We start from the raw sequence: 21567 nt of genomic DNA on the forward strand, positions 1-21567 counted from the left end.
GGGGAGGACGACGGTGGACGAGCGGAGCAAGTACTTCCGCCGGCTCAAGCGACTTCGTAACTCGGCGCGCCGCTGGAGCGTGCTCGGTGGCGGCCTCGCCGCGGCCACCGCCGTCCTCACCCCTTATTCCGGCATCGGTGTCGCCGACGCCATCTGGGCCGGCGCGGCCGGCGGGTCGGTCGCCCTGGCCTGGTGGCGGTGGAGCGACCACCGTGAGCTGGCCGCCACGCCGGCGCCGCCCCCGCCCGACCCGGCGCTGTCCGGTCAGCGGTTCGCGGCCGCGATCGAGCGTTTCCCGGCCGGCCGCACGGTCCTGCACGAGGTCCGCCGGCAGAAGAACCGCTATGCGCTGCGCGGCTCGGCGATCACCCAGGCCTGGGACAGGCTCGACCGCGCGTCGTCCACACTCTCCGGTCTGTCCGGCCGGCTCACCGGACCCGGCGAGGGCGCCGTGCTCGAGGCCGCGGTCTCCGAGCAGTGGCTGCGCGACCTGGGCCAGCGGGTGGCCAGCGTCGAACGGGCGCTGCCGCTGAGCCCGGCCGCCCAGCGGGCGAGCCTCGAGGAGTCCCACGCGTCGCTGGCCCAGCAGTTCACCGAGGGCGTCGACGCGTACGAGCGGATGGTCGCGGCCGCCGCGGCCTACGTCGCCGAGGACGGCCACCCGGTCACCGAGGGGTCCCACCCGGCGTTCACGTCGCTGATCGACGCCACCGACCGCCTCCGCGGCCTGGCCGAGGGCCTGTCCGAGCTCAAGCGCCCGACTTCTTTTGGCAGCGCGGGCACCAGTAAGTGATCCGCTCGCCCTTCTCGTCCTTCTGAATGGCGGCGCCGCACCGCCGGCACGGCTGAGCCCGCCGCCCGTAGACGAAACTGGTCTCGCCGCGCCGCAGCGAGCCGGTGGTGGTCTGCGTCCAGCGCCCCCGGTTCGAGGCGACCAGCTTCTGGGCCAGCGCCACGGTCCCGCCCAGGTCGTCGACCTCGGAGACGGGCGTCCACGGCCACAGCCGCCGCAGGAAGAGCGTCTCGGCCTTGTAGAGGTTCCCGACACCGGCCAGGTTCCGCTGGTCGAGCAGCGCCTCGGCGATGGTCGTCCCCGGGTGGGCGGCGATGCGGCGTACCGCCTCGGCCTCGTCCCAGTCGGCGCCCAGCAGGTCGGGCCCGAGGTGGCCGAGCTGCCGTTCCTCGTCGGCCGTGGGCCACAGAGCGACCTCGTGCAGGTGATATCCCACGGCGACGGCGCGGGCGGTCTTCAGAACCACGCGGATCAGGTGCGCCGGGCGTCCGGTCCAGCGTTCCCCCGGCTTGTACGCACGCCAGGCGCCGTCCATGCGCAGGTGCGAGTGCAGGGTGAGCGGCCGGTCGCCGTCACGGGTCAGGCGGAGCAGAAGGTGCTTGCCGCGGCTGGCCGACTCGGCCACGGTCCAGCCGCTCAGATCGGTGGTGGCGAGCTGGGGCACGCGGAAGTCGGAGCCGGTCAGCACCTCGCCGGCGATCGCGCGCTCGATGACCCGCGCGGTGTTCCAGACGGTGTCGCCTTCGGGCATGCCTCAATCCTGCCCCGCTCGCGATCGTTCATGCCCTTTTGCCGGCCGCCCGCGGATTTGCCGTCCGCCCGCGGACGGCGCGTCCCGGCCGCAGCATCGCGATCATCTCGGCCTCGTCCAGCGGCGCGATGCCGCTCGTGTCGGCGCCGGCCAGCTCCCGGGCGAGCACGGCCGACCCGGCCGGGTCGGCCGCGCCCGGGAAGATCCCGCGCCGGGCCGCGTGGCGCTCGACGCTCACGGCCAGCAGCACGCCCTCCTCCCGCCGCCCGGCCGCGAGCAGCGCCTGAGCCCCGCTGAAGAGGCAGGCCAGCACGTTGCCGACGTCGTCCTCGGCCACGAAGAGGTCCACCGCCCGGCCCAGCGCGCCCAGCGCCTCCTCCGGATCGGCCGGCAGCGACGGCAGCAGCAGGGCGCGGCCCAGCAGCATCTCGCTCATCGCGGTGGTCCAGCGCTGGCCGATGGCGGTCGCCCGGCGGATGGCCTCGGCGAGGGTCCGGCGGCCCTCCTCGTCCCGTCCGGCGGCGGCCTGGGCCCAGCCGAGCGTCATGGTGCCCGCCGCGACCAGCCGTTCCTGGCCGATGCGCCGGCCCACGACCATGGCCCGGCGGCCCTGCTCGGCGGCCTCGTCGTAGCGCCCGAGCGCCGTGAGCAGCAAAGACTCGTAGTAGTGCAGCTGACCCCGTACCGCCCAGCCCTCCTGATCGGGCGACGGCCCCAGGGCGCCGATCGCCTGGCCCAGCGCGTCGATCGCCGTGGCCTCCTCGCCGGTCATGAAGATCAGCGTGGCCAGCGACGCCCAGGCCCGGGCCCGGTCGTTCGGCGGCGCGTCCGGCGCTCCGTCGAGGGCCGCCCGCAGCAGCCGCCCGCCCTCGGCCACCAGCCCGCCCCGGAACCAGAACCACTCCAGCAGCCCGGCCGTCCGCAGCGCGGCGTGCGGGGCGACGGCCAGATCGTGCACGATGCCCGCGCGCAGGTTGGCCAGCTCACGGTTGAGCAGCCGGATGGCGTGCGCCGAATGCTCGCCCCGCAGCTCCGGCGCCACCCGCTCGGCGAAGGCACGGACCCACGCGGCGTGCGCTTCCCGGCTCGCCGCCGGGTTCGGGTCACGACTTCGGCAGTACGCCCGGAGAATCTCCAGAAGCCGGTAGCGGGCCGGCGTGACAGTCGTGTCGGCCACGACCACCGAACGGGTGACCAGGGCCGAGAGGGCGTCCAGATCGTCCTCGACGGCCGACAGCGGAAAGCCACCCTCGAACGGCCACAGCCGCAACAGCACCGCCCGGTCGTGCTCGGAGAGCAGGTCGACGCTCCAGGCCACGGCGGCCTCCAGCGTCACGTGCGGGGCGAGGGCCCCGCGCGGCACCGGCCCGAGCGCCGGAAAACGATCCCGCAGCATGTCGAGCAGCTCACCGAGCCCGAGCACACGGGCCCGGGCCGCCGCGAGCTCCAGCGCCAGGGGAATCCCGTCCAGCGCCGCCGCGAGCCCGGCCAGCGTCACACCGTCGTCCGGCCCGGGCCGCCACCCGGGCCGCACGGCCGTGATGCGATCGGCGAGAAGCGCGACCGCGTCGGCCTCCGGAAGAGGCGCGACGGGCAGCAGCCGCTCCCCGTCCACGCCCAGGGGCTCCCGGCTGGTGGCGAGCACGCGCAGCCCCGGACAGCGGCCCAGCAGCTCGACCACGAGATCGGCCGCGGCCGCCACGACATGCTCGCAGTTGTCGAGAACCAGCAGCCCGGCTTGCTCCCCGAGCGCACGAGCCACAGCGTCGACGACCGTCCGCCGGGCACCCGTTCCCCGCGCGTCCGCGGCGGTGCCTGCTTCTGTCCGCGCACCCGCGGCGTCGATCGTCGTTCCGTGGGCGTCCGCGGCAGTACCTGCTTCTGTCCGCGCACCCGCGGCGTCGATCGTCGTTCCGTGGGCGTCCGCGGCGGTGCCTGCTTCTCCCCGGCCGTTCGCAGGGTCGGTCGCTGTCGTCCGGGCGCTCAAGGCGTCGACGGTTGCTCCGCGAACGCCGAGGGCGGCCGCCACGACGGACGGGACCAGGGCGGGGTCGGTGACGTCGGCGAGGCGGGCGAACCACGGGTTGCTCCCGGCGGCGAACTCGATCGCCAGGCGCGTCTTGCCGGCGCCGCCCGGCCCGACCAGCGTCACCAGGCGGCCGTCCTGGGAGGCCAGCGCGGTCAGCTCTTCTTGTCGGCCGATGAAATGGGAGAGCGGCCGCATGATCCTGCCCTGACCGCCCGGCGGCAGGCCGGGTGGCCAGCCGGGACTGCGGGACGGCAGGCCAGGATTGCCGGGCGGTGTGCCGGCTGGCGAGCCGCGACCGGCGGGTGGCTGGCTGGGGCCGGCGGGCGGTGGGTGGCCGGAACTGTCGGGAAGCGGGTGGCCGGAACTGTCGGGAAGCGGGTGGCCGGGACTGTCGGGAGGCGGGGCCGGACGAGCCGGGAGAAGCAGGCCGGGGTCCTGGGCCAGCAAGCGGCGCTCCAGACTTTGCAGAGCCGGGCCCGGATCGATGCCCAGCTCGTCGGCCAAACGAGCGCGGACGCGGCGCAGGGCGGCCAGCGCGTCGGCCTGGCGTCCGCTTCGGTACAGGGCGAGGATCAGCAACTCCCAGCGGCGTTCCCGGTACGGCTCGGCGCGGACCGCCGCCTCCAGCTCGCCGGCCGCGGTGGGCGCGTCGCCGGTGGCCAGGCGGGCGGCCAGACGCTCCTCCACGGCCACGGATCTCTGCTCGTCGAGGCGCGTCCGGGCGTACGTCTCAATGAGATCGGCGAACGCCTCGCCGCGCCACCTCGCCAGAGCCGAGTCGAAGGCGCGCAGCGCCTCGGCCGGCCGGTCCTCCCGCAGCAGCGAAAGGGCCCGCGACACCTCGGCCGCGAAGCGGGCCGCGTCCGTGTCGTCCACCGCCAGCCGGTAACCGTCGCCCGAGCGCTGCAGAGCGTTGCCCAGCGCCCGCCGCAATCTCGACACGTACGCCTGCAACGACGCGACCGGGCTCGGCGGCGGCTCGTCGCCCCAGACCGCCTCGGTCAGCGCGCCCGCCGACATCGGGCGGCCCTCCGCCGCGACCAGGGCGGTGACCAGGCGGCGCGGCAGCCGGCCGCCCAGATCGGCCCGCGAACCGTCCACCTCGACCTCGGTGGATCCGAGCACATGGGCGATCAGCACGCGGCGATCGTAGGGTGCAAACCGCTTGCAAGCAGTCTGCAAGGCGACCTTGGGACCGTACGGTCATGACTGTTACCAAGACCGACACCTGGGACATGATCGTGGTCCACCGCGTCTTCCGGCGCGAGTTCCGGCTGCTGCCCGGCCTCGTGCGCGCGGTGGCCCCGGGCGACACCGCGCGGGCCGAGGTCCTGGCCGAACATCTGGCCAGTGTGGCCCTCGGGCTGCACCACCATCACACCACCGAGGACGAGCTGGTGTGGCCGCTGCTGCTGACCCGGGCCGCCATGCATACCGACCTGATCAACCGGATGGAGGCGCAGCACGAGCGCCTGCACGAGCCGCTCGCCCGCATCGAGAAGATCCTGCCGAGCTGGCGGTCGTCGGCCGGGGTGGCCGACCGGGACGAGCTGGCCGACGTGATCGCGGAGGCGTCGGTGGCGCTGGACGAGCACCTCACCGACGAGGAGCGGGAGATCCTGCCGATCATCAAGGAGCATCTGACCCCGGCCGAGTGGGCCGCGGTGGGCGAACGCGGCCGTGAGGTGCTGCCGAAGGGCAAGATGGCGCTGATCTTCCTGGGCGCCCTGCTGGAGGAGGCCACCGCCGAGGAGGAGCGGCGCTTCATGGCCGAGCTTCCCCTGGCGGCCCGCCTGATGTGGAGGCTGGGCGGCCGGAGGACGTACGCGAAAGCCCGCGACCGCGTCCGTCAGGGCTGACGCGCGGCCAGCCGGACGATGTCGCCCGGCCGCACCGACAGCACGACCACGGCGCGCCCGTTGTTCACGGCGATCGCCACCCGGCCCGCCGAGTCTTCGAAGACCAGCAGATCGCCCTGGCCGACGTCGGCGAACGTGGCGCCCCGGCGCGCGGTGACCGTGCCGTTGACGACCAGGTCGGCGCTGAGGCCGCGCAGCGTCTCGCCGTCCGCCGCCAACTGCACGTTGCCGAAACGGTCGACCGTCATCACCTCGGCCTCGAGCCAGCCGTCGCCGACGGTCACGACCGGGGCGGGCAGCCGGATCAGGCTGCCCGGGTCGACCGCCGCGCCGGCGTCGGCGAGGGACGCGCCGGCGGCGATCCGGGCCGCGGCCGGGGAGAAGAGATCACGGCCGTGGAAGGTGCGGGACACGTCGCCGAGGAACCAGTCCTTGTTGGTCAGCTCGTACGCCGACTCGACGCCCCCGAGGGCCTCGGCCGCCCAGATCAGCAGGCCGTTGTCGGGTCCGACCAGGGCGCCGTTCGGCGTGCCGATGGCGACGCCGCGCCGGGCCGTGCCGACGCCGGGGTCGACCACGGCGAGGTGCACGCTCGGCGGCAGATGGGGCGCGGTCTGCGCGAGCACGGCGGCTCCGCGGGCCACGTCGGCCGGCGGCACATGGTGAGTCACGTCGATGACGCGCACGTCGGGGGCGATGCGCGCGATCGATCCGTGACACGCCGCGACGAAGCCGTCGAACGTCCCGTAGTCGGTGGTGAAGCTGATCCATCCATACCCGGCCATGGTGGGAAACGTTACTGCCCCGGCACGGATCGTTGGTGGATCTGGCAGGGTTGGATTCATGCGTCTCGTGATCTTCACCGAGCCCCAGCAGGGGGCAAGCTACGACGATCTTCGGAAGGTCGCGCAAACCGCCGAGGCGAGCGGCTTCGACGGCTTCTTCCGCTCCGATCACTTCCTCACCATGGGCGGCGACGGCCTGCCCGGCCCGACCGACGCCTGGCTGACGCTGGCCGCACTGGCGGTGCAGACGTCCACCATCCGCCTCGGCACGCTGGTCACGTCGGCGACGTTCCGGCTGCCGGGCCCGCTGGCCATCGCGGTGGCGCAGGCCGACGCGATGAGCGGCGGCCGCATCGAGTTCGGGCTGGGCGGCGGCTGGTTCGAGGCCGAGCACAAGGCGTACGGGATCCCGTTCCCGCCCGTGGGTGAGCGTTTCGACCGTCTCGAGGAGCAGCTCGAGATCATCACCGGCCTGTGGGCGACGCCGGCCGGCCAGACGTTCGACTTCGACGGCAAGCACTACCAGATCTCGGACTCGCCGGGCCTGCCGAAGCCGGTGCAGTCGCCGCGCCCGCCGGTCATTATCGGCGGCCACGGCAAGAAGCGCACGCCCGCGCTGGCGGCCCGCTTCGCCGACGAGTTCAACGTCCCGTTCTCCAAGATCGAGGACATTCCCCCGGTGTACGAGCGTGTCCGTGCGGCAAGCGCGGAGATCGGCCGGGCGACTCCGCCGGTCTTCTCGGCCGCCGCCGTGCTCTGCGTGGGCCGCGACGACGCCGAGGTCAGCCGCCGCGCCGCCGCGATCGGCCGCGAGGTGTCGGAGATGCGCGAGAACGGCGGCATCGTCGGCACACCGGACGAGGTCGTCGAGACCATCAAGCGCTACGAGGCCGCGGGCGCTTCCCGCCTGTTCCTCCAGGCGCTCGACCTGAGCGACCTCGACCACGTCGAGCTGGTCGCCTCCGCGGTGGCCCCGCAGCTCTGACCGTTCCAGCCGGCCCCGGGCCAGGGGCGGCCGTGGGGACCTTCGAGGCCGGCTTCGCACGCGGGGCGGCTGTGGGACCTTCCAGGGCCGGCCTCGTACACGGGGCCGGCCTTCGGCCGCTTATCCGGCGATGGGCGTCCGGCGACGGCCGAGGCGCAGGAAGGCGGCGCCGAGGGCGACCAGCAGCCCGCCCGTGAGAGCGATCCCGGCGACGGGCGCCCCGGTGATCGGGAGGCCACCCTCGCCGCCACCCGTCCCACCTCCGGTGCCGGGCTCGGGCTCGGGCTCGTTGTAGCCCCCACCGCCGGCCGCGGGCGGCTTGGCCTTCGTCGTCGTGGCCGGGGTGGCGAAGTAGGCCTTGGCCTCCCGGTCCGCCGCGCGCGTGACCGGGGGAGCGACAACCCGGTAGTCCCGGGTACCGGGCGATTTCACGCTGAACCGGAACGCGCCGTCGGCGCCGGCCCGCGTCGAGGCCACCGTCCGCCAGGCCACCCTGTCGTTCGGGCGTTCCTGCAGGCGGAGCAGCCGCCCGGCGTCCTCGTGCTCCTCGGCCCCGCACACACCCGGATCGCAGACCCGGGTCAGGTGGACCGCCTTACCGGTCACGGTCACCTTGCCGCCGATGGTGGCCTTCTTCGGGATCGTGGCCGTGACGCGGGTGCCGTCGACCGGCGCCGACTCGCCGTTGAACGTCCACTCGTTCGGCGTGGTGCGCACGCCCACCCGGAGCGGTTTCGGCCGGTCGGGCACCACGAACGACGTCACGGCGACGGGCGCCGGGGTCAGCGCCTCGACGTCGTTGACGGTCGAGGACGCGACGAACGGCGTGAACCGCACCGGCGTCGCGGCCGGCACGTCGAGCGGATCGCCGGGCGTCGTGTCCGCCGCCTCGCCCGGCCGCCAGCTGAACGCGACAGTGCCGTTCTCGCGGGGCACGACCGTCTCGATGACCGGCTGCGGCGGCCCGTTCGTGTCGAAGACCGGCGACAACCCGCGCTCGCTGACGACCTGGTCGTTCTCGTCGACCACTGACACGGCGACCTGGAGGTCGAAGTTGTAGATCGCGCCGAAGCCCGGCAACGGACTGCGATTGGGCTGACCCGCCTCCACGGTCAGCGGGGCCACCCCGGAGGGCGACCCGTCCGGGTTCACCAGTTCGACCCGGTTGCGGACATCCCCGGTCTCGTCCCAGGTGACCACCACGGCGTCATGGGCGTCCGATGCCCAGGCCACGGTGACCTTCGTGGGAGCGGCTTCCACCGGCGCCAGCAGCGCGGACGGCCCGGCCAGAGCGAGCGCGGCAACCAAGTTCGCCAACATGGCCGAAGGCTAGTGGTTCACGTCACATTTTGCTGTCCCGTTCCACGAAAGGCCGGCCCCAATTTTTTCGGGGCCGGCCTTCAGCGGGCTATCCGATGAGGGACGCGCGCCCGTGGCGACGGCGGCCGAGACGCAGCAGGGCCGCGCCGAGGACGACGAGCAGGCCGCCCAGGAGAGTGATTCCGGCGATCGGAGCGCCGGTGATCGGCAGGCCGCCGCCGCCACCGCCGGTCCCGCCCGCGTCGCCGCCGGTCCCGGTCCCGGTTCCGGGCTCGGGCTCGGTGCCGCCGCCGGTCGCGGGCGGGGTCGCCTTGGTGGTCGTCGCCGGGGTGGCGAAGTAGGCCTTGGCGTCCCGGTTCGCCGCGCGCTCGACCGCGGGCGCGACCACCCGGTAGTCACGGGTGCCGGGCGATTTCACGCTGACCGTGAACTTGCCGTCGGCCCGGGCCCGGGTGGTGGCCACCGTCTGCCAGGCCGCGCTCGCGTTCGCGCGCGCCTGGAGGCGGAGCAGCCGCCCGGCGTCGTCATTCTCGATCGACCAGCACGGGCCGGGATCGCAGGCCCGCGTCAGGTAGACCACCTTGCCCGTCACCGTCAGCTTGGCGCCGGTCGTGACCTTCTTCGGGATCGTGGCCGTGACCTTGGTGCCGTTCACCGGCGCCGAGACGCCGTTGAACGTCCACTCGTTCGGCGCCGTGCGCACGCCGACGTTGTACGGCTTGTCCCGCTGGGGCACCACGAACGACGTCACGGCGACCGGCGCCGGGACCAACTGCTCGTAGTCGTTGAAGTTCGAGTACGACGCGAGCGGAACGAACCGCGCCGGGCTCTCGGCCGGCACGTCGAGCGGATCGCTCGGCGTCGTGTCCACCAGATCGCCCGACCGCCAGCTGAACGCGACCGTGCCGTCCTCGCGGGGCACGACCGTCTCGATGACCGGCTGCGGCGGCCCGTTCGTGTCGAAGACCGGCGACAGCCCGGGATCGCTGACGACCTCGTCGTCCGCGTCCACCACCGACACCGCGACCCGAAGATCACTGTTGTAGACGCCGCCGAAGCCCGGCAGCGCGCTCTGATTGGGCTGACCGGCCTCGATGGTCAGCCACGCCACCCCTGAAGGTGACCCGTCCGGATTGACAAGCTCGACCCGGTTGCGGACGTCCCCCGTCTCGTCCCAGGTGACCACGACGGCGTCATGAGCACTCGACGCCCACGCCACGGTCACATTCGTCGGAGCGGGTTCCGCCGGCGCTTTGAGCGCCGTGGGCAGTCCGACGACCGGCCCGGCCAGCGCTAGTGCGGCAACGAAGTTCCCCAACATGGCCGCAGACCTTAGTGGCCCCGCTCACAGCCCGCCGCCCTGTTCCGCGGAGAGCACAAACGCCCGTCTCGACCCCGGCCGGCCAGGGCGAGGAGCGCGCCGTCCGCCTCCACCACCTCGACCCGGTTGCGAACGGCCCCTGCCATTCGCCTTCGCGACGGCCCCCGCCGCGAAGGCGAACGGCGGGGGCCGTTCGGTGATACGTCGTCTACTCGGCGGTGAAGGTCGTGCGGCGCCTTAGGCGCCCGGAGACGAAGAACGCCGCGCCGAGGATGAGGAGCAGGCCGCCGGCCACGGAGATCCAGACAACGGGCGTGCCGGTGATGGGAAGGCTGCCGCCACCGCCGGTGCCGCCGGTGCCGGGCTGTTCGCCGGGTTCCTCGGTGGGCTCTCCGCCGGGCTGGCCACCGGTGCCGGAACCCGGGCCGGTCACCGTGGTCGCCGCGGTGGCGAACGGGGCCTGTGCGAGTTTGTCACTGTTGCCGACGATCACGGGCGCGACCACGCGGTAATCGCGCGTGCCGGGGAAGTCCACGCTGAAGGTGAACTTGCCGTCTTTGCCGGCCTTTGCCGTCGTCACGAGCTGCCAGGTCGCATCGGCGCCGGTGCGGGATTCCAGGCGCAGCGACCTGCCCTCGTCGCCCCGCTTGCCGACCCAGCAGCGCAATCCGCTGTCGCAGAAAAGTTGTGCCGCGGTCGCCGTGCCGGTGACGGTCAGCTTGCCGCCCGCCGTGACGGTCTTGGGCACGGTCGCGGCGACGTGCGAGTCAGCCGCTTTGGCGTAACTCGAGTTCGGTGGCCAGTAGGCCTGTGTATCGGGGAACGACCATTCGTTGATGGCGTGCACCCCGACGCTGTAGATCGACGTGATCGGCCCGGCATACACATAAGAAGTCGCCGTGCCGGCCTCGGCCACGCTCCGCGGATCGCCGCCGTCCAGCACGAGCGGGTCGAATCGCGGCGGGGTCTCGGCGGGCACATCAAGCGGATCGCCCGGAGTGGTGTCCGCCGCGGTCCTGCCCGGCGTCCAGCTGAGTTCGATCTTGCCGTCCGCGCCTGGCGTCACAGCCGTGATGACCGGCGTCGGCGGCCCGTCCGTGTCGAACACCGGCGAGTAGGCGGTCTCGCTGATGACCGCGCCGGACGCGTCGACCGCCGACACCGCGAAGGCATAGGCTTTCCCCTCGGCGAGGCCGTTGAAGGGGTCCCGCACCTCGACCACAAGCCGGTTGGGCTGACCGGCCTCGACGATTTTCTTGGTGCCGAGAGTGTTCGGGGCGCCCGCCGGGGTCACGGCGACCTGGTTACGGACGTCCCCGGCCTCCTCCCAGGTGACGGCGAACTCGGTGTGTGCGGGCGAGGTCCACGCCAGAGTGACGTTCGACGGAGTGGGCTCGGCCGGCGCCTTCAGCGTTACCGGCGCGCCGACGACTGGCGTGGCCAACGCGACTGCCGCGATCAGGTTTCCTAGCACGGCAGCAGACGATAACGATCGACGGTCGGTGTCGCTGCCCCGCCGCACAAATCGCCCGAAGTGCGGCCGCCCCGCACGATGTGCGGGGCAGCGATGGATGGTTTCCCCGGCTACGCGCCGGGCCGAACCCTGCTGGCGGCCGTGGTGAAGGGCGCCTGGGCGAGCTTGTCGCCGTTGCCGACGACCACCGGGGCGGTCACGCGGTATTCCCCGATGCCGGGGAAGGTCGTGCTCACCGTGTACTTGCCGTCGGCGCCGGCCTTGGTGGTCGCCACGGTCCGCCACGCCGCCCCCGCGCCGGTGCGGTACTCGAGACTCAGCGACCGTCCGCTGTCGTCGTACTCATAGGTCTGGCACCGCAGTCCGCTGTCGCAGAAGGACCGGATCATGATCGCCTTGCCGGTCACTGTCAGCTTCTTGCCCGCCGGTGCGGTCCTCGGAATGGTGGCGGTGACGCGGGTGCCGGCCACCTCGCCGTAGCTCACGGTCGCCCGCCAGCCGAGGTAGCCGTTGACGGTCCACTCGTTCACGGTGTGCACGCCGACAGCGGTGATCGCACTGGCCGGCCCCGTGAACACGAAGGACGTCGCGCTGGACGGCTCGGACAGCTCACGCGGGTCGGTGAAGAGCTCGACCGGCACGAACAGCGGCGGGTTCACGGCCGGCACGTCGAGCGGGTCGCCCGGGGTGACGTCCGCCCGGGCCTGGCCCGGCGTCCAGTTGACCCTGATCGTGCCGTCGGCGAGCGGCTCCACGCTCGTGAGCACCGGCGCCGGCGGCATGTCGGTGTCGAAGACCGGCGACAGCCCGGGATCGCTGAGCGGACCGCTGGCCGGGCCGGTCACCGTCACGGCGATCCGCACGTCGCCGCCGGTGCCGGCGGCCACCGAGAACTTGTCCACTTCGATCCGGTTGGGCTGACCGGCCTCGGCGAACAGCGGGTAGTTCGCCGGTGATCCGTCAGCGTTCACCGTCTCGATCCGGTTGCGGACGTCACCCGTCTCGTCCCAGGTGATGACCACCTTTTCGTGGGTGGGCGAGGCCCACGCCACCGTCACGTTCGCCGGAGCGGGCTCCGCGAGCGCTGCTTGTGTCACTGGCGTGCCAGTGACCGGCGCGGTCAATGCCAGCGCCGCCATCAGGTTTCCTAACATGCCCATCGACGCTAACCGGCGGTCCCTGTTCGCGTTGTCCCACCTCGTAAAGCGCGCATACGAAGCTATCCGCGCAAACGCAACCCCCTGGGCGTGGCGCGGAAACCGGCGGCGGTCAATGCGTCCCGCAGCGGGGAGGAGTGCACCGACTCGCCGTCGGCCCGCTCCACTGACATCACGCCCAGGGCGCCCGAGCGCACCGAGGCGGCCAGCGACTGACCGGCCGCGACGAGCAGTTCGGGATCGTCCACGAACGACAGCAGGGTGCGGCCGCCGCGTTCGACATAGAGCACCAGTTCCCCGCCGACCAGCACGGCCAGGGCGCCCGCCTTGCGGCCGGGACGGTGGCCGGCCTTGGCCCCCGGCTCGCCGTCGCCGCTGTCGACCACGCGCTCGGGCCAGGGGAGGGCGGCGCCATAGGGGTTGGCAGGGTCGGTCGCGGCCAGCACCAGGGCGGCCGGGCCGGTGCGCTTGGCCAGCTCGGCCGGCTCGGCCAGGGCCCGCAGCCGGTCGACCGCGCCCGGCACGGCGAACTGGGCCGCGCCCAGACCCTCGACGAAATAGCCGCGGCGGGCCGCGCCGCGCTCCTCGAGGGCGCCCAGCACCGGGTAGACCGCGGCGAACCCGCCGGTCACGCCCTCGGCCATGACCGCTCCCCGGGTGACCACCCCGTGCCGCTCGAGCAGCAGGTCGGCCAGGGCGGCCGCGCGCCGGGTCGGGTCGAGGTCGCGGTCGGGCAGCCGGGACCAGCGGCCGGCCATGTTCGGCGGGCCGCCCCGCGCGGGCATCGACGGGCGGCCGGGCCGCCGGTAGCGCGTACGGGCCGGCGCCGCCTTGGCCTTGTGGGCGCCGCTGCCGCCGAGCAGCGCGCGCAACGGGGCGAGCGTGTCGTTGGTGAGCTGCCCGGCCCACACGAGATCCCAGACGGCTGAGGCCAGCGCCTGGTCGTCCGTGGACCGTACGCGGTCGGAAAGAGACCGGAAGAACAACGCCTGGCCGTCACCCAGCGCCTCCAGCACCTCCTGGTGCAGCGGAGTGAGCGCGAGCTCCTCGTCGGCCGGAGGCAGCAGGAGCGGGGCGCTGTCGGCGTAGACCAGCGAGACCCAGCCGTCGTGGCCGCCGATCGAGCCGGACCCGGCCCAGAGCACCTCGCCGCTCGCGCACAGCTCGTCGAGCTGCGGCGGGGCGTAGTCGGTGACCCGCGCCGGCAGGACCAGCCGCTCCCACGCCGAGGCCGGCACGGCGACACCCTGTAACTGCTCGATCGACGCGGCCAGCGCGTCGATGCCGCGGGCGTTGCCGCCGATCTGATGCCAGCGCGGCAGGAAGGCGGCCAGCACCCGGGGCGGCACCGGCTCGATCTCGCGGCGCAGCGCGGCCAGCGACCGCCGCCGCAGCATGCGCAGCACCTCGGCGTCGCACCACTCGGTGCCGGCGCCGCCGGGGGAGAACTCGCCCGAAGAGACCCGGCCGGTGGCGCTCAGCCTTTTCAGCGCCTGCTCGACCACGAAGACACCCAGCCCGAACCGGGCCGCGCACGTCGCCGCGGCGAACGGCCCGTGCGTGCGCGCGTACCGCGCGACCAGGTCGCCGAGCGGGTCGGCGACCGACGCCAGATAGGCCTCGGGCAGGCCGACGGGCAGCGCCACACCGAGCGCGTCGCGGTAGCGCCCGGCGTCGTCGATGCCGATCCAGCGCTCCTCGCCCGCGATCCGGACCCGGATCGCCCGGCGGGCCGACTCCAAAGTCGACAGCCAGGACTCCTCGACGCCACGCATGGCCAGCTCGGCCGGTGAGAGGTCGCCGAGCAGCCGGAGCAGCTCGGCCGCGTCCTCGGCGTCGCGCGGCTGCCGCTGGCTGGTCATCCACTGCAGCTGCGCCTCGGTCTCGCCGACCACCTCGGGATCGAGCAGCTCGCGCAGGTCGACCCGGCCGAGCAGTTCACCGAGCAGAGTCGAGTCGAGCGCGAGAGCGGCCGCCCGCCGCTCGGCCAGGGGCGCGTCACCCTCGTACAGGAAAGCGCCCACATATCCGAAGAGCAGCGACCGTGCGAAGGGCGAGGGCCGCGGAGTCTCGACCTCGACGAGCCGGACCTTGCGCCCGGCCACCTCGCGCATCAGGCCGACCAGGCCGGGCACGTCGAAGACGTCCTGAAGGCACTCGCGGGCGGCCTCGAGCGTCACCGGGAAGTCGGCGAACTCGCGGGCCACGTCGAGCAGCTGGGCCGAGCGCTGCCGCTGCTGCCACAAGGGCTGCCGGCGGCGCGGGTCGCGCCGGGGCAGCAGCAGCGACCGGGCCGCGCACTCACGGAAACGGGAGGCGAACAGCGCCGACGTGCCCACGGACTCCTCGACGAGCTGGGCGATCTCCTCGGGGTCGAACGCCACCAGATCGGCGCCGGGCGGCTCCTCGGCGGTGTCGGGCAGCCGCACCACGATGCCGTCGTCGGACGGCATGACGGCGCCGTCCACCCCGTACCGCTCACTCAGCCGCCGGGCGATGGCCAGCGCCCACGGGGCGTTGACCTTGGCGCCGAGCACACAGTGGACCGTCATCCGCCAGTCGCCGAGCTCGTCGCGGAAGCGCTCGACCACGACGGTGCGGTCGTCGGGCAGGTTCCGGGTGGCCTCCCGCTGCTCACGGAGGTAGGCCAGCAGGTTGTTGGCCGCCCACTCGTCGAGACCGGTCTCCCGCAGGGTGGCGGTCGCCTTGTCGTCGTCGGCCCGGGTCAGCGTGCGCAGCTGGGCCCCGATGGCCCGGCCCAGCTCGATCGGCCGGCCGGGCGAGTCGCCCTTCCAGAACGGCATCCGGGCCGGCGCGCCCGGCGCGGGGGAGACCAGCACCCGGTCGGGGGTGATGTCCTCGATACGCCACGAGGTGGAGCCGAGCAGGAAGACGTCGCCGACCCGCGACTCGTACACCATCTCCTCGTCGAGCTCGCCGACCCGCGAGGCCCGCTCGGAGCCGGCCAGGAAGACGCCGAACATGCCCCGGTCGGGAATGGTGCCGCCGCTGGTCACGGCGAGGCGCTGAGCGCCGGGACGGCCGGTCAGCTCGTCGGTGCCGCGGTCCCAGACCAGGCGCGGGCGCAGCTCGGCGAAGGCGGTCGACGGATAGCGCCCCGAGAGCATGTCGAGCACGGCGTGCAGAGCCGAGTCGGGCAGCTCGGCGAACGGCGCGGCCCGCCGGATCAGCGCCGCGAGGTCGTCGACCTGCCACGCGTCGAGCGCGACCATGGCGACGATCTGCTGGGCCAGCACGTCGAGCGGGTTGCGCGGGTAGCGCAGTTCCTCGATGGCGCCGGCGCTCATCCGGTCGGCCACGACCGCGCACGACACCAGGTCGCCCCGGTGCTTGGGGAACACGACGCCGCGCGAGACGGCGCCGACCTGGTGGCCGGCGCGGCCGATGCGCTGGAGGCCGGCGGCGACCGACGGCGGCGCCTCGATCTGCACGACCAGGTCGACCGCGCCCATGTCGATGCCGAGCTCGAGGCTGGACGTGGCGACCACGGCGGGCAGCACGCCCGATTTGAGGGCCTCCTCGATCTGCTTGCGTTCCTCGCGCGAGACGCTGCCGTGGTGGGCCCGGGCCACCACCGGCGGCGCACCGCCGGCCTGTCCGGCCTGGGCCATGACTTGCGCCGGCGGCTGTTTCGCCTCGACGAGCTCGACCCCGGCGCGCTCGGCGGCCAGCTCGTTGATGCGGGCGCAGAGCCGCTCGGCGCCCCGCCGCGAGTTGGTGAAGACGATCGTCGAGCGGTGGGCCTCGATGAGGTCGAGCACCCGCTCCTCGACGGCGGGCCAGATGGACGGCGTGTGGCGGCCGGCGCCGGGATCGTCGAGATCGGTGTCGGGCACCTCGTCGAGGCGCGTCATGTCCTCGACCGGCACCTCGACCGCGACCTCGATGGTCTTGGCGGCCGGCGGCTGGACGATCTCGACATCGTGCGCGCCACCCAGGAACCGGGCGGTCTCGTCGATCGGCCGCACCGTGGCCGACAGCCCGATACGCTGCGCCGGCCGCTCGAGCAGCCCGTCGAGCCGCTCGAGCGAGAGCGCCAGGTGAGCGCCGCGCTTGGTGGCGGCGACCGCGTGCACCTCGTCGATGATGACGGTCTCGACGCCGCGCAGCGAGTCGCGGGCGGCCGAGGTGAGCAGCAGGAACAGCGACTCGGGGGTGGTGATGAGAATGTCCGGGGGAGTCCGCTGGAACAGCCGGCGCTCGTCGGCCGGGGTGTCGCCCGTGCGCATGCCGACGGTGATGTCGGGCGGCGGCACGCCGAGCCGGCCCGAGGCCTGCCGGATGCCGGTCAGCGGGGCGCGCAGGTTGCGCTCGACGTCGACCGCGAGCGCCTTGAGCGGGCTCACGTAGAGAACCCGGCAGCGCCGCCGGGGATCCTCGGGCACCGGCTCGTGAGCCAGCCGGTCGAGCGACCAGAGGAAGGCGGCCAGCGTCTTGCCGGAACCGGTCGGCGCGACCACGAGGGCATTGCGGCCGGCGCCGACGGCCCGCCACGCGCCGGCCTGGGCGGAGGTGGGCGCGGCGAAAGCCGCCGTGAACCACTCGCGCGTGGCCGGCCCGAACTGCTCCAGGACTTTCTTCACGGGGTCCATGCTGCCTCGGGGGTACGACAAAAACGCGCCGGACGATGGCGTAGGTCACCGCCGGGGGATATATATGGACGCCAGTCGAAGAGGAGGCCCCGTGTCCCCACTCGCGCGCCTCGCCGCCGCGGCGGCCGTCCTGGCCACGACCGTGCTCGGCGCCACCCCCGCGATAGCCGCTCCCACCAGCGGTTATGTCCGCCTCGCCCACCTCTCGCCGGACACACCGGCGGTCGATGTCTACCTGAAATCGGAGTCCGGAGCGACCGCGCCGCAGACCTTCAGAGCGGTCGCGTACGGCGACATGTCGCAATATCTCCGTCTGCCCACCGGCACCTACCAGGTCGCGATGCGCAAGGCCGGCGCCCCCGCGACGGAAAACCCGGTGATCACCACCGAGGTCGGCGTCGAGACCGGAGGCGCCTACACGGTGGCCGGCGTGGGCCGGTTCGCCGACCTGGGCCTGCGCATCATCAAGGACGACCTCCAGCTCCCCGACGCCGGCAAGTCGAAGGTCCGCGTCATCCAGGCCTCGGTGAAGGCCCCGGTCCTGGACGTGGCGGGCAAGAACGGCACAAAGATCGCCGACGGCGTCGAGTTCGCCACCACAACGGCCTACAAAGAGGTGAAACCGGGCAGTTGGAGCGTACGGGTGGCCCCCACCGGCGGCGGGCGCACCAGCGTACTGCCGTGCACCCTCGGCGCGGGCAGCGTCTATTCACTGATAGTCCTGGACGACCAGAACGGCGGCCTGAAACCCCAGCTCCACGTCGACGCCGAACGTCAGGGCACGGTCCCGCTGGGCGGAGTGGCCACGGGCGAGGGCGGCACGGCTCCGAGATCCCCACTGCCGGGCGCTCTGCTGGCCGCCGGCTTCGCCGCCTTGGCCATCGGCACACTGACGGCCGTCCTCCGCCGCCGTCTTTCTTAGGTATACGAGGTGACGCCCGACCAACAACCCACAGGCTCACCAGCGACCACTCACCCCGCCGGCCCTCCGCCCGCAGGCAATTCGAGCTGGTCGATCGGCGATGTGCCCGCTTCGTCTGATTCGCCACCCGATCTGCCACAAGGCGCGGCCTATCGAGGCGCGGCAAAGGTCGGCAAACCGGAGGGCGTCCGCGCTTTCGCCACAGTGCCCGGCGCGCTCTCCGTGCCTCACCCCCGGCCTCCCGAGACGCCCGCCGCCTCCCAGCCGCCCGCGTCCGCTTCCCAGCCGCCCGCGCCCGCCGTCGCAGGGCCCGCGCCCGCCTCCCAGCCGCCCGCGCCCGCCGTCGCAGGGCCCGCGTCGGCCGTTGCCGCCGCGCCTGCCGTTGCCGGGCCCGCTTCGGCCCCTTCCGCCGCGCTTGCCGTCGCAGGGCCCGCGTCGGCCTTTGCCGCCGGGCATGCCGTTGCCCGGCCTGCCTCGGCCTTTGCCGCCGGGCATGCCGTTGCCCGGCCTGCCTCGGCCGCTTCCGCCGCTCCCGCCGTTGCGAAGCCGGGCGTGGCCCTTCCTCGGCAAATCTTCCCGAAGGGTGCCTCGGTGGACCCGCCGTCGACGTCGACCGAGCTGGCCCGCGCCCGAGCTCGGGCGGCGGCTGCGGCCGCTTCATCGGGCGGGGCAGTTCCGCTTGTCGCGGCGCCGCCATTGCGGGCGGCCATTCCAAAGGCGTCCACTCCGAGGCCGGCTACCCCGAGATCGGCTACTCCGGGGGCGTCCGCGCCAAAGGCAGCCGCGCCAAAGGCAGCCGCGCCGAAGGTGGCTGCTCCGAAGGTGGCTGCGCCGAAGGGGGCCGCTTCAAAGGGGGCCGCTCCAAGGGTGGACGATCTCGCTGGGCCCCTCACTGGCCCGGTCGGCGATGGTCGATGGGGGAGTGCGGCCGAAGAACCCGTCGGCGGCGGTCGGAGCGCGTCGAATGGATCGGTTCCCGGGGTTGCGGTTGGGCGCGCTGCTCGTCGCGTACTCAATAAGCCGAAAGCGCGACTCGCCCTCCCCGCGCTCGCCGCGACGGTGGCCGCGGTTCTCGCCGGCGGCGGATATCTCGCCCTCAGTGACCGGGCGCCGAAGGCAGACGACGGACTTTCGTCGGTGCTCGCCGATGTGCCCGGTTCCGCCGGATCGGCTGATCCCGCGAATTCCGAGGAGTCTCGTATTTCAGGAAGCGCGGGCCGGCCGCCGGGAGATCCGTTCGGCGCCACCACCACCTTGGCCGCCGGGCCACCCACCCGGCTGCGGGTTTCGGCCATCGGGGTCGACACGCCGCTCGAGACGCTGGGGCTCGGAGCGGACGGCGCCCTTCAACCGCCCGAGGCTTTCGGAAAAGCCGGGTGGTATGCGGACGGAACGGCCCCAGGGGACACCGGCCCCGCCGTCATCGCCGGGCATGTCGACTCGAAGGCCGGGCCGGCGATCTTCTACCGGCTGCGGGAGCTGAAGGCCGGGGACCGGATCGATGTCGTGCGCGGCGGCCGGATCGTACGGTTCACCGTCACCTCGTCGCGTTGGTACCCGAAGTCCGATTTTCCGACCGGTGAGGTGTACGGGCCGACGCCCGACCGGCAGCTCAGGCTGATCACGTGTGGTGGGGTCTTCGATCGATCGCTGCGGTCCTACCGCGACAACCTCGTGGTCTACGCGGTGGCCGGGTGATCGTGATTCCGCTGGTGGCGGGTGCCTGTCTATGGTGGAGATCGGTCGACGGCAGGGGGCACGATGGCGGTCGGACGCATGCTCGTCGCCGGTCGGTATCGCCTGGGCGAGCCGGTCGGCGCCGGTGGCATGGGTCGCGTCTGGCGTGCCCGCGACGAGATGCTCGACCGTGATGTCGCCGTCAAGGAGTTCGTGCCGCCCGAGTGGATGAGCGACGAGGAGCGGGTGCGGCTGCGTGACCGCACACTGCGTGAGGCGCGCAGCGCGGGCCGGCTCAACCATCCGCACGTGGTGCGGATCTACGACGTGGTGCACGCCGACGGCCTGCCGTGGATCGTCATGGAATATGTGCCGTCGCGGTCGCTCTACCAGGTCATTCAGGACGACGGCCCCTATTCGCCGGCCACCACCGCCCGCATCGGCCTGGCCGTTCTGGACGCGCTGACCGCCGCCCACCGGGCCGGGGTCCTGCACCGTGACGTCAAGCCCCACAACGTGCTCATCGGTCACGACGGTCGTGTCGTCTTGACCGATTTCGGTCTGGCTACCTTCATGGACGACGGGTCGGTGACCGGTCCCGGCCTGATAGTCGGCTCGCCGCAGTACGTGTCGCCGGAGCGTGCCCGGGACGGCACGTCGACGCCGGAGTCGGATCTGTGGTCGCTCGGCGCGACCCTCTACACGGCGGTCGAGGGCCGTTCGCCCTACGCCCGCGAGAACGCCATGGCCACCCTGATGGCCCTGGCCACCGAGGAGCCCGATCCGCCGGTCCGGGCCGGGATGCTCGGCCCGGTGCTGACCGGGCTGCTCCGGCACGAGCCCCGGGCGCGGCTGAGCGCCTCCGAGGTCGAGCGCCGGCTCCGGATGATCATCTCGGCGATGCCGAGCCCGGGCCAGGCCGGCGTGCCGTCGCCGCGCCGGGTCCGCGCGGTCGTCGGGTCCGATATCGATCAGATCATGGCGCCGGCTCGGGCGGCCGTCGCCGCGCTCCCGCCGCCGGCCGAACCGCTGATCGTCGCGCCGAAGCCGAAGGCCGACCCGCCGCGCTCCACCCTGATGGCGGCCGGGCTCGCGCTGGTCACCGTGCTCGGCATCGGCGGGATCATGGCCGGATATCTGGTGCAGCGGGACGAGGAGAAGGCCACCCCGATCCCGATTCCGGCATCCCCGTCCGCGTCGCCTTCGCCGTTGCGGACGGTGGCCTCGGGTTTTTCCCCGGCCACCTGTGACCTCCCCGCTCCGGCCGGCCTTCCGGTCACGCCGCAGCGGGCCGCCGCCCGGGGCGTCAAGGGCTGGTCCCTGCTGGGCGGATGGTCCTATTTCACGGACGGCTCCGGTTTTCACATGCCGGTCCCCGACGGCTGGACGTACCAGCGGATCGGCACCACCTTCTGCTTCCGTGACCCGGTCGGCACCCGCGTGATGGCCCTGTCGCTCAACCGCGATCCGGCCGGCGACCCGGTCAAGGCCTGCCGGGCCGAGGCCCAGCGCCTGGTCGGCTCGGGCGCGCTGCCCGGATATCAGCAGATCACCCTCGAGAAGAAGGAGTTGCTGAACAAGGCGGCCGACTGGGAGTACACGTACGTCGCCGGCGGTGGCCAGCGGCACGTGCGCACCCGCTGGCTGGCCACCGCCGGCAAGGCGTACGCGATCAGCTGGGCCACCCGCGAGTTCGACTGGACCGCCGATCTGCCCAAGGTCAACATGGTCCTGAGCACCTTCTACGCCGATCGACCGGCCGGGTCGTAGCTCACAGCGATCACACAGCGGAACTTGCTACCGTCTCTCTCCATGATCGGCAGTAGTCAGCCGGGCTCGGCCCGGCTCCCCGTCGACCGTCCGTTCGCGTACGGACCTCTT

General features: G+C 73.1%; 14 protein-coding genes. 6 read left to right on the forward strand and 8 right to left on the reverse strand.

Going from position 1 to position 21567, the window contains the following annotated elements:
* Positions 1 to 13 precede the first annotated feature (13 nt).
* The gene (pspM, locus tag ACFY36_RS28470) at positions 14 to 793 is read left to right on the forward strand and encodes a phage shock envelope stress response protein PspM (RefSeq protein ID WP_499748970.1); all 780 of its coding nucleotides are present in this window, start codon (positions 14 to 16) and stop codon (positions 791 to 793) included.
* On the opposite strand, the gene ACFY36_RS28475 is transcribed toward pspM, so the two are convergent.
* Positions 750 to 1544 (reverse strand): DNA-formamidopyrimidine glycosylase family protein, encoded by a 795-nt coding sequence (locus ACFY36_RS28475; protein WP_499748971.1) that lies wholly within the window; start codon positions 1542 to 1544, stop codon positions 750 to 752. The two genes, pspM and ACFY36_RS28475, sit on opposite strands and share 44 nt — an antisense overlap.
* Positions 1545 to 1572: 28 nt before the next feature.
* Entirely contained in the window at positions 1573 to 4713 is a 3141-nt protein-coding gene (locus ACFY36_RS28480; RefSeq protein ID WP_499748972.1) for an AfsR/SARP family transcriptional regulator, read from the reverse strand.
* A gap of 65 nt (positions 4714 to 4778) precedes the next feature.
* On the opposite strand from ACFY36_RS28480, the gene ACFY36_RS28485 reads away from it, so the two are divergent.
* Positions 4779 to 5432 (forward strand): hemerythrin domain-containing protein, encoded by a 654-nt coding sequence (locus ACFY36_RS28485; protein WP_499748973.1) that lies wholly within the window; start codon positions 4779 to 4781, stop codon positions 5430 to 5432.
* Here ACFY36_RS28485 and ACFY36_RS28490 read toward each other — a convergent pair.
* Positions 5423 to 6217, reverse strand: coding sequence for an SAM hydrolase/SAM-dependent halogenase family protein (locus tag ACFY36_RS28490; protein ID WP_499748974.1), 795 nt, complete (start codon positions 6215 to 6217; stop codon positions 5423 to 5425). The two genes, ACFY36_RS28485 and ACFY36_RS28490, sit on opposite strands and share 10 nt — an antisense overlap.
* Before the next feature lie 58 nt (positions 6218 to 6275).
* On the opposite strand from ACFY36_RS28490, the gene ACFY36_RS28495 reads away from it, so the two are divergent.
* Positions 6276 to 7202 (forward strand): LLM class F420-dependent oxidoreductase, encoded by a 927-nt coding sequence (locus ACFY36_RS28495; RefSeq protein ID WP_499748975.1) that lies wholly within the window; start codon positions 6276 to 6278, stop codon positions 7200 to 7202.
* Positions 7203 to 7322: 120 nt separating this feature from the next.
* Here ACFY36_RS28495 and ACFY36_RS28500 read toward each other — a convergent pair whose 3' ends face one another.
* The 5 genes from ACFY36_RS28500 to ACFY36_RS28520 all read right to left on the reverse strand — a co-directional run bounded on the left by ACFY36_RS28500 (position 7323) and on the right by ACFY36_RS28520 (position 17078).
* The gene (locus ACFY36_RS28500) at positions 7323 to 8522 is read right to left on the reverse strand and encodes a hypothetical protein (RefSeq protein WP_499748976.1); all 1200 of its coding nucleotides are present in this window, start codon (positions 8520 to 8522) and stop codon (positions 7323 to 7325) included.
* 88 nt (positions 8523 to 8610) lie between these two features.
* Complete coding sequence (locus ACFY36_RS28505; protein WP_499748977.1) at positions 8611 to 9843, reverse strand: hypothetical protein; 1233 nt, start codon at positions 9841 to 9843, stop codon at positions 8611 to 8613.
* Between the two features lie 208 nt (positions 9844 to 10051).
* Positions 10052 to 11317: an LPXTG cell wall anchor domain-containing protein gene (locus ACFY36_RS28510; protein WP_499748978.1), complete on the reverse strand. Its 1266-nt coding sequence runs from the start codon at positions 11315 to 11317 to the stop codon at positions 10052 to 10054.
* A 110-nt stretch (positions 11318 to 11427) separates the two neighbouring features.
* Positions 11428 to 12471 carry a hypothetical protein gene (locus ACFY36_RS28515; protein WP_499748979.1) on the reverse strand — a complete coding sequence of 348 codons (1044 nt, stop codon included), beginning with the start codon at positions 12469 to 12471 and terminating at the stop codon, positions 11428 to 11430.
* Between the two features lie 65 nt (positions 12472 to 12536).
* The gene (locus ACFY36_RS28520) at positions 12537 to 17078 is read right to left on the reverse strand and encodes an ATP-dependent helicase (protein ID WP_499748980.1); all 4542 of its coding nucleotides are present in this window, start codon (positions 17076 to 17078) and stop codon (positions 12537 to 12539) included.
* Positions 17079 to 17178: 100 nt separating this feature from the next.
* On the opposite strand from ACFY36_RS28520, the gene ACFY36_RS28525 reads away from it, so the two are divergent.
* The 3 genes from ACFY36_RS28525 (at position 17179) to ACFY36_RS28535 (ending at position 21456) form a co-directional block, all read left to right on the forward strand.
* Positions 17179 to 18009 carry a DUF4397 domain-containing protein gene (locus ACFY36_RS28525; RefSeq protein ID WP_499748981.1) on the forward strand — a complete coding sequence of 277 codons (831 nt, stop codon included), beginning with the start codon at positions 17179 to 17181 and terminating at the stop codon, positions 18007 to 18009.
* Positions 18010 to 19068: 1059 nt separating this feature from the next.
* Positions 19069 to 19707 (forward strand): class F sortase, encoded by a 639-nt coding sequence (locus ACFY36_RS28530; protein WP_499748982.1) that lies wholly within the window; start codon positions 19069 to 19071, stop codon positions 19705 to 19707.
* A 63-nt stretch (positions 19708 to 19770) separates the two neighbouring features.
* A complete protein-coding gene (locus ACFY36_RS28535; protein ID WP_499748983.1) occupies positions 19771 to 21456 on the forward strand; it encodes a serine/threonine-protein kinase in 1686 nt (561 codons plus the stop codon).
* Positions 21457 to 21567: the final 111 nt, after the last annotated feature.

The organism is Actinoplanes sp. NPDC000266, from assembly GCF_042899005.1.
Taxonomy (GTDB): Bacteria; Actinomycetota; Actinomycetes; order Mycobacteriales; family Micromonosporaceae; genus Actinoplanes.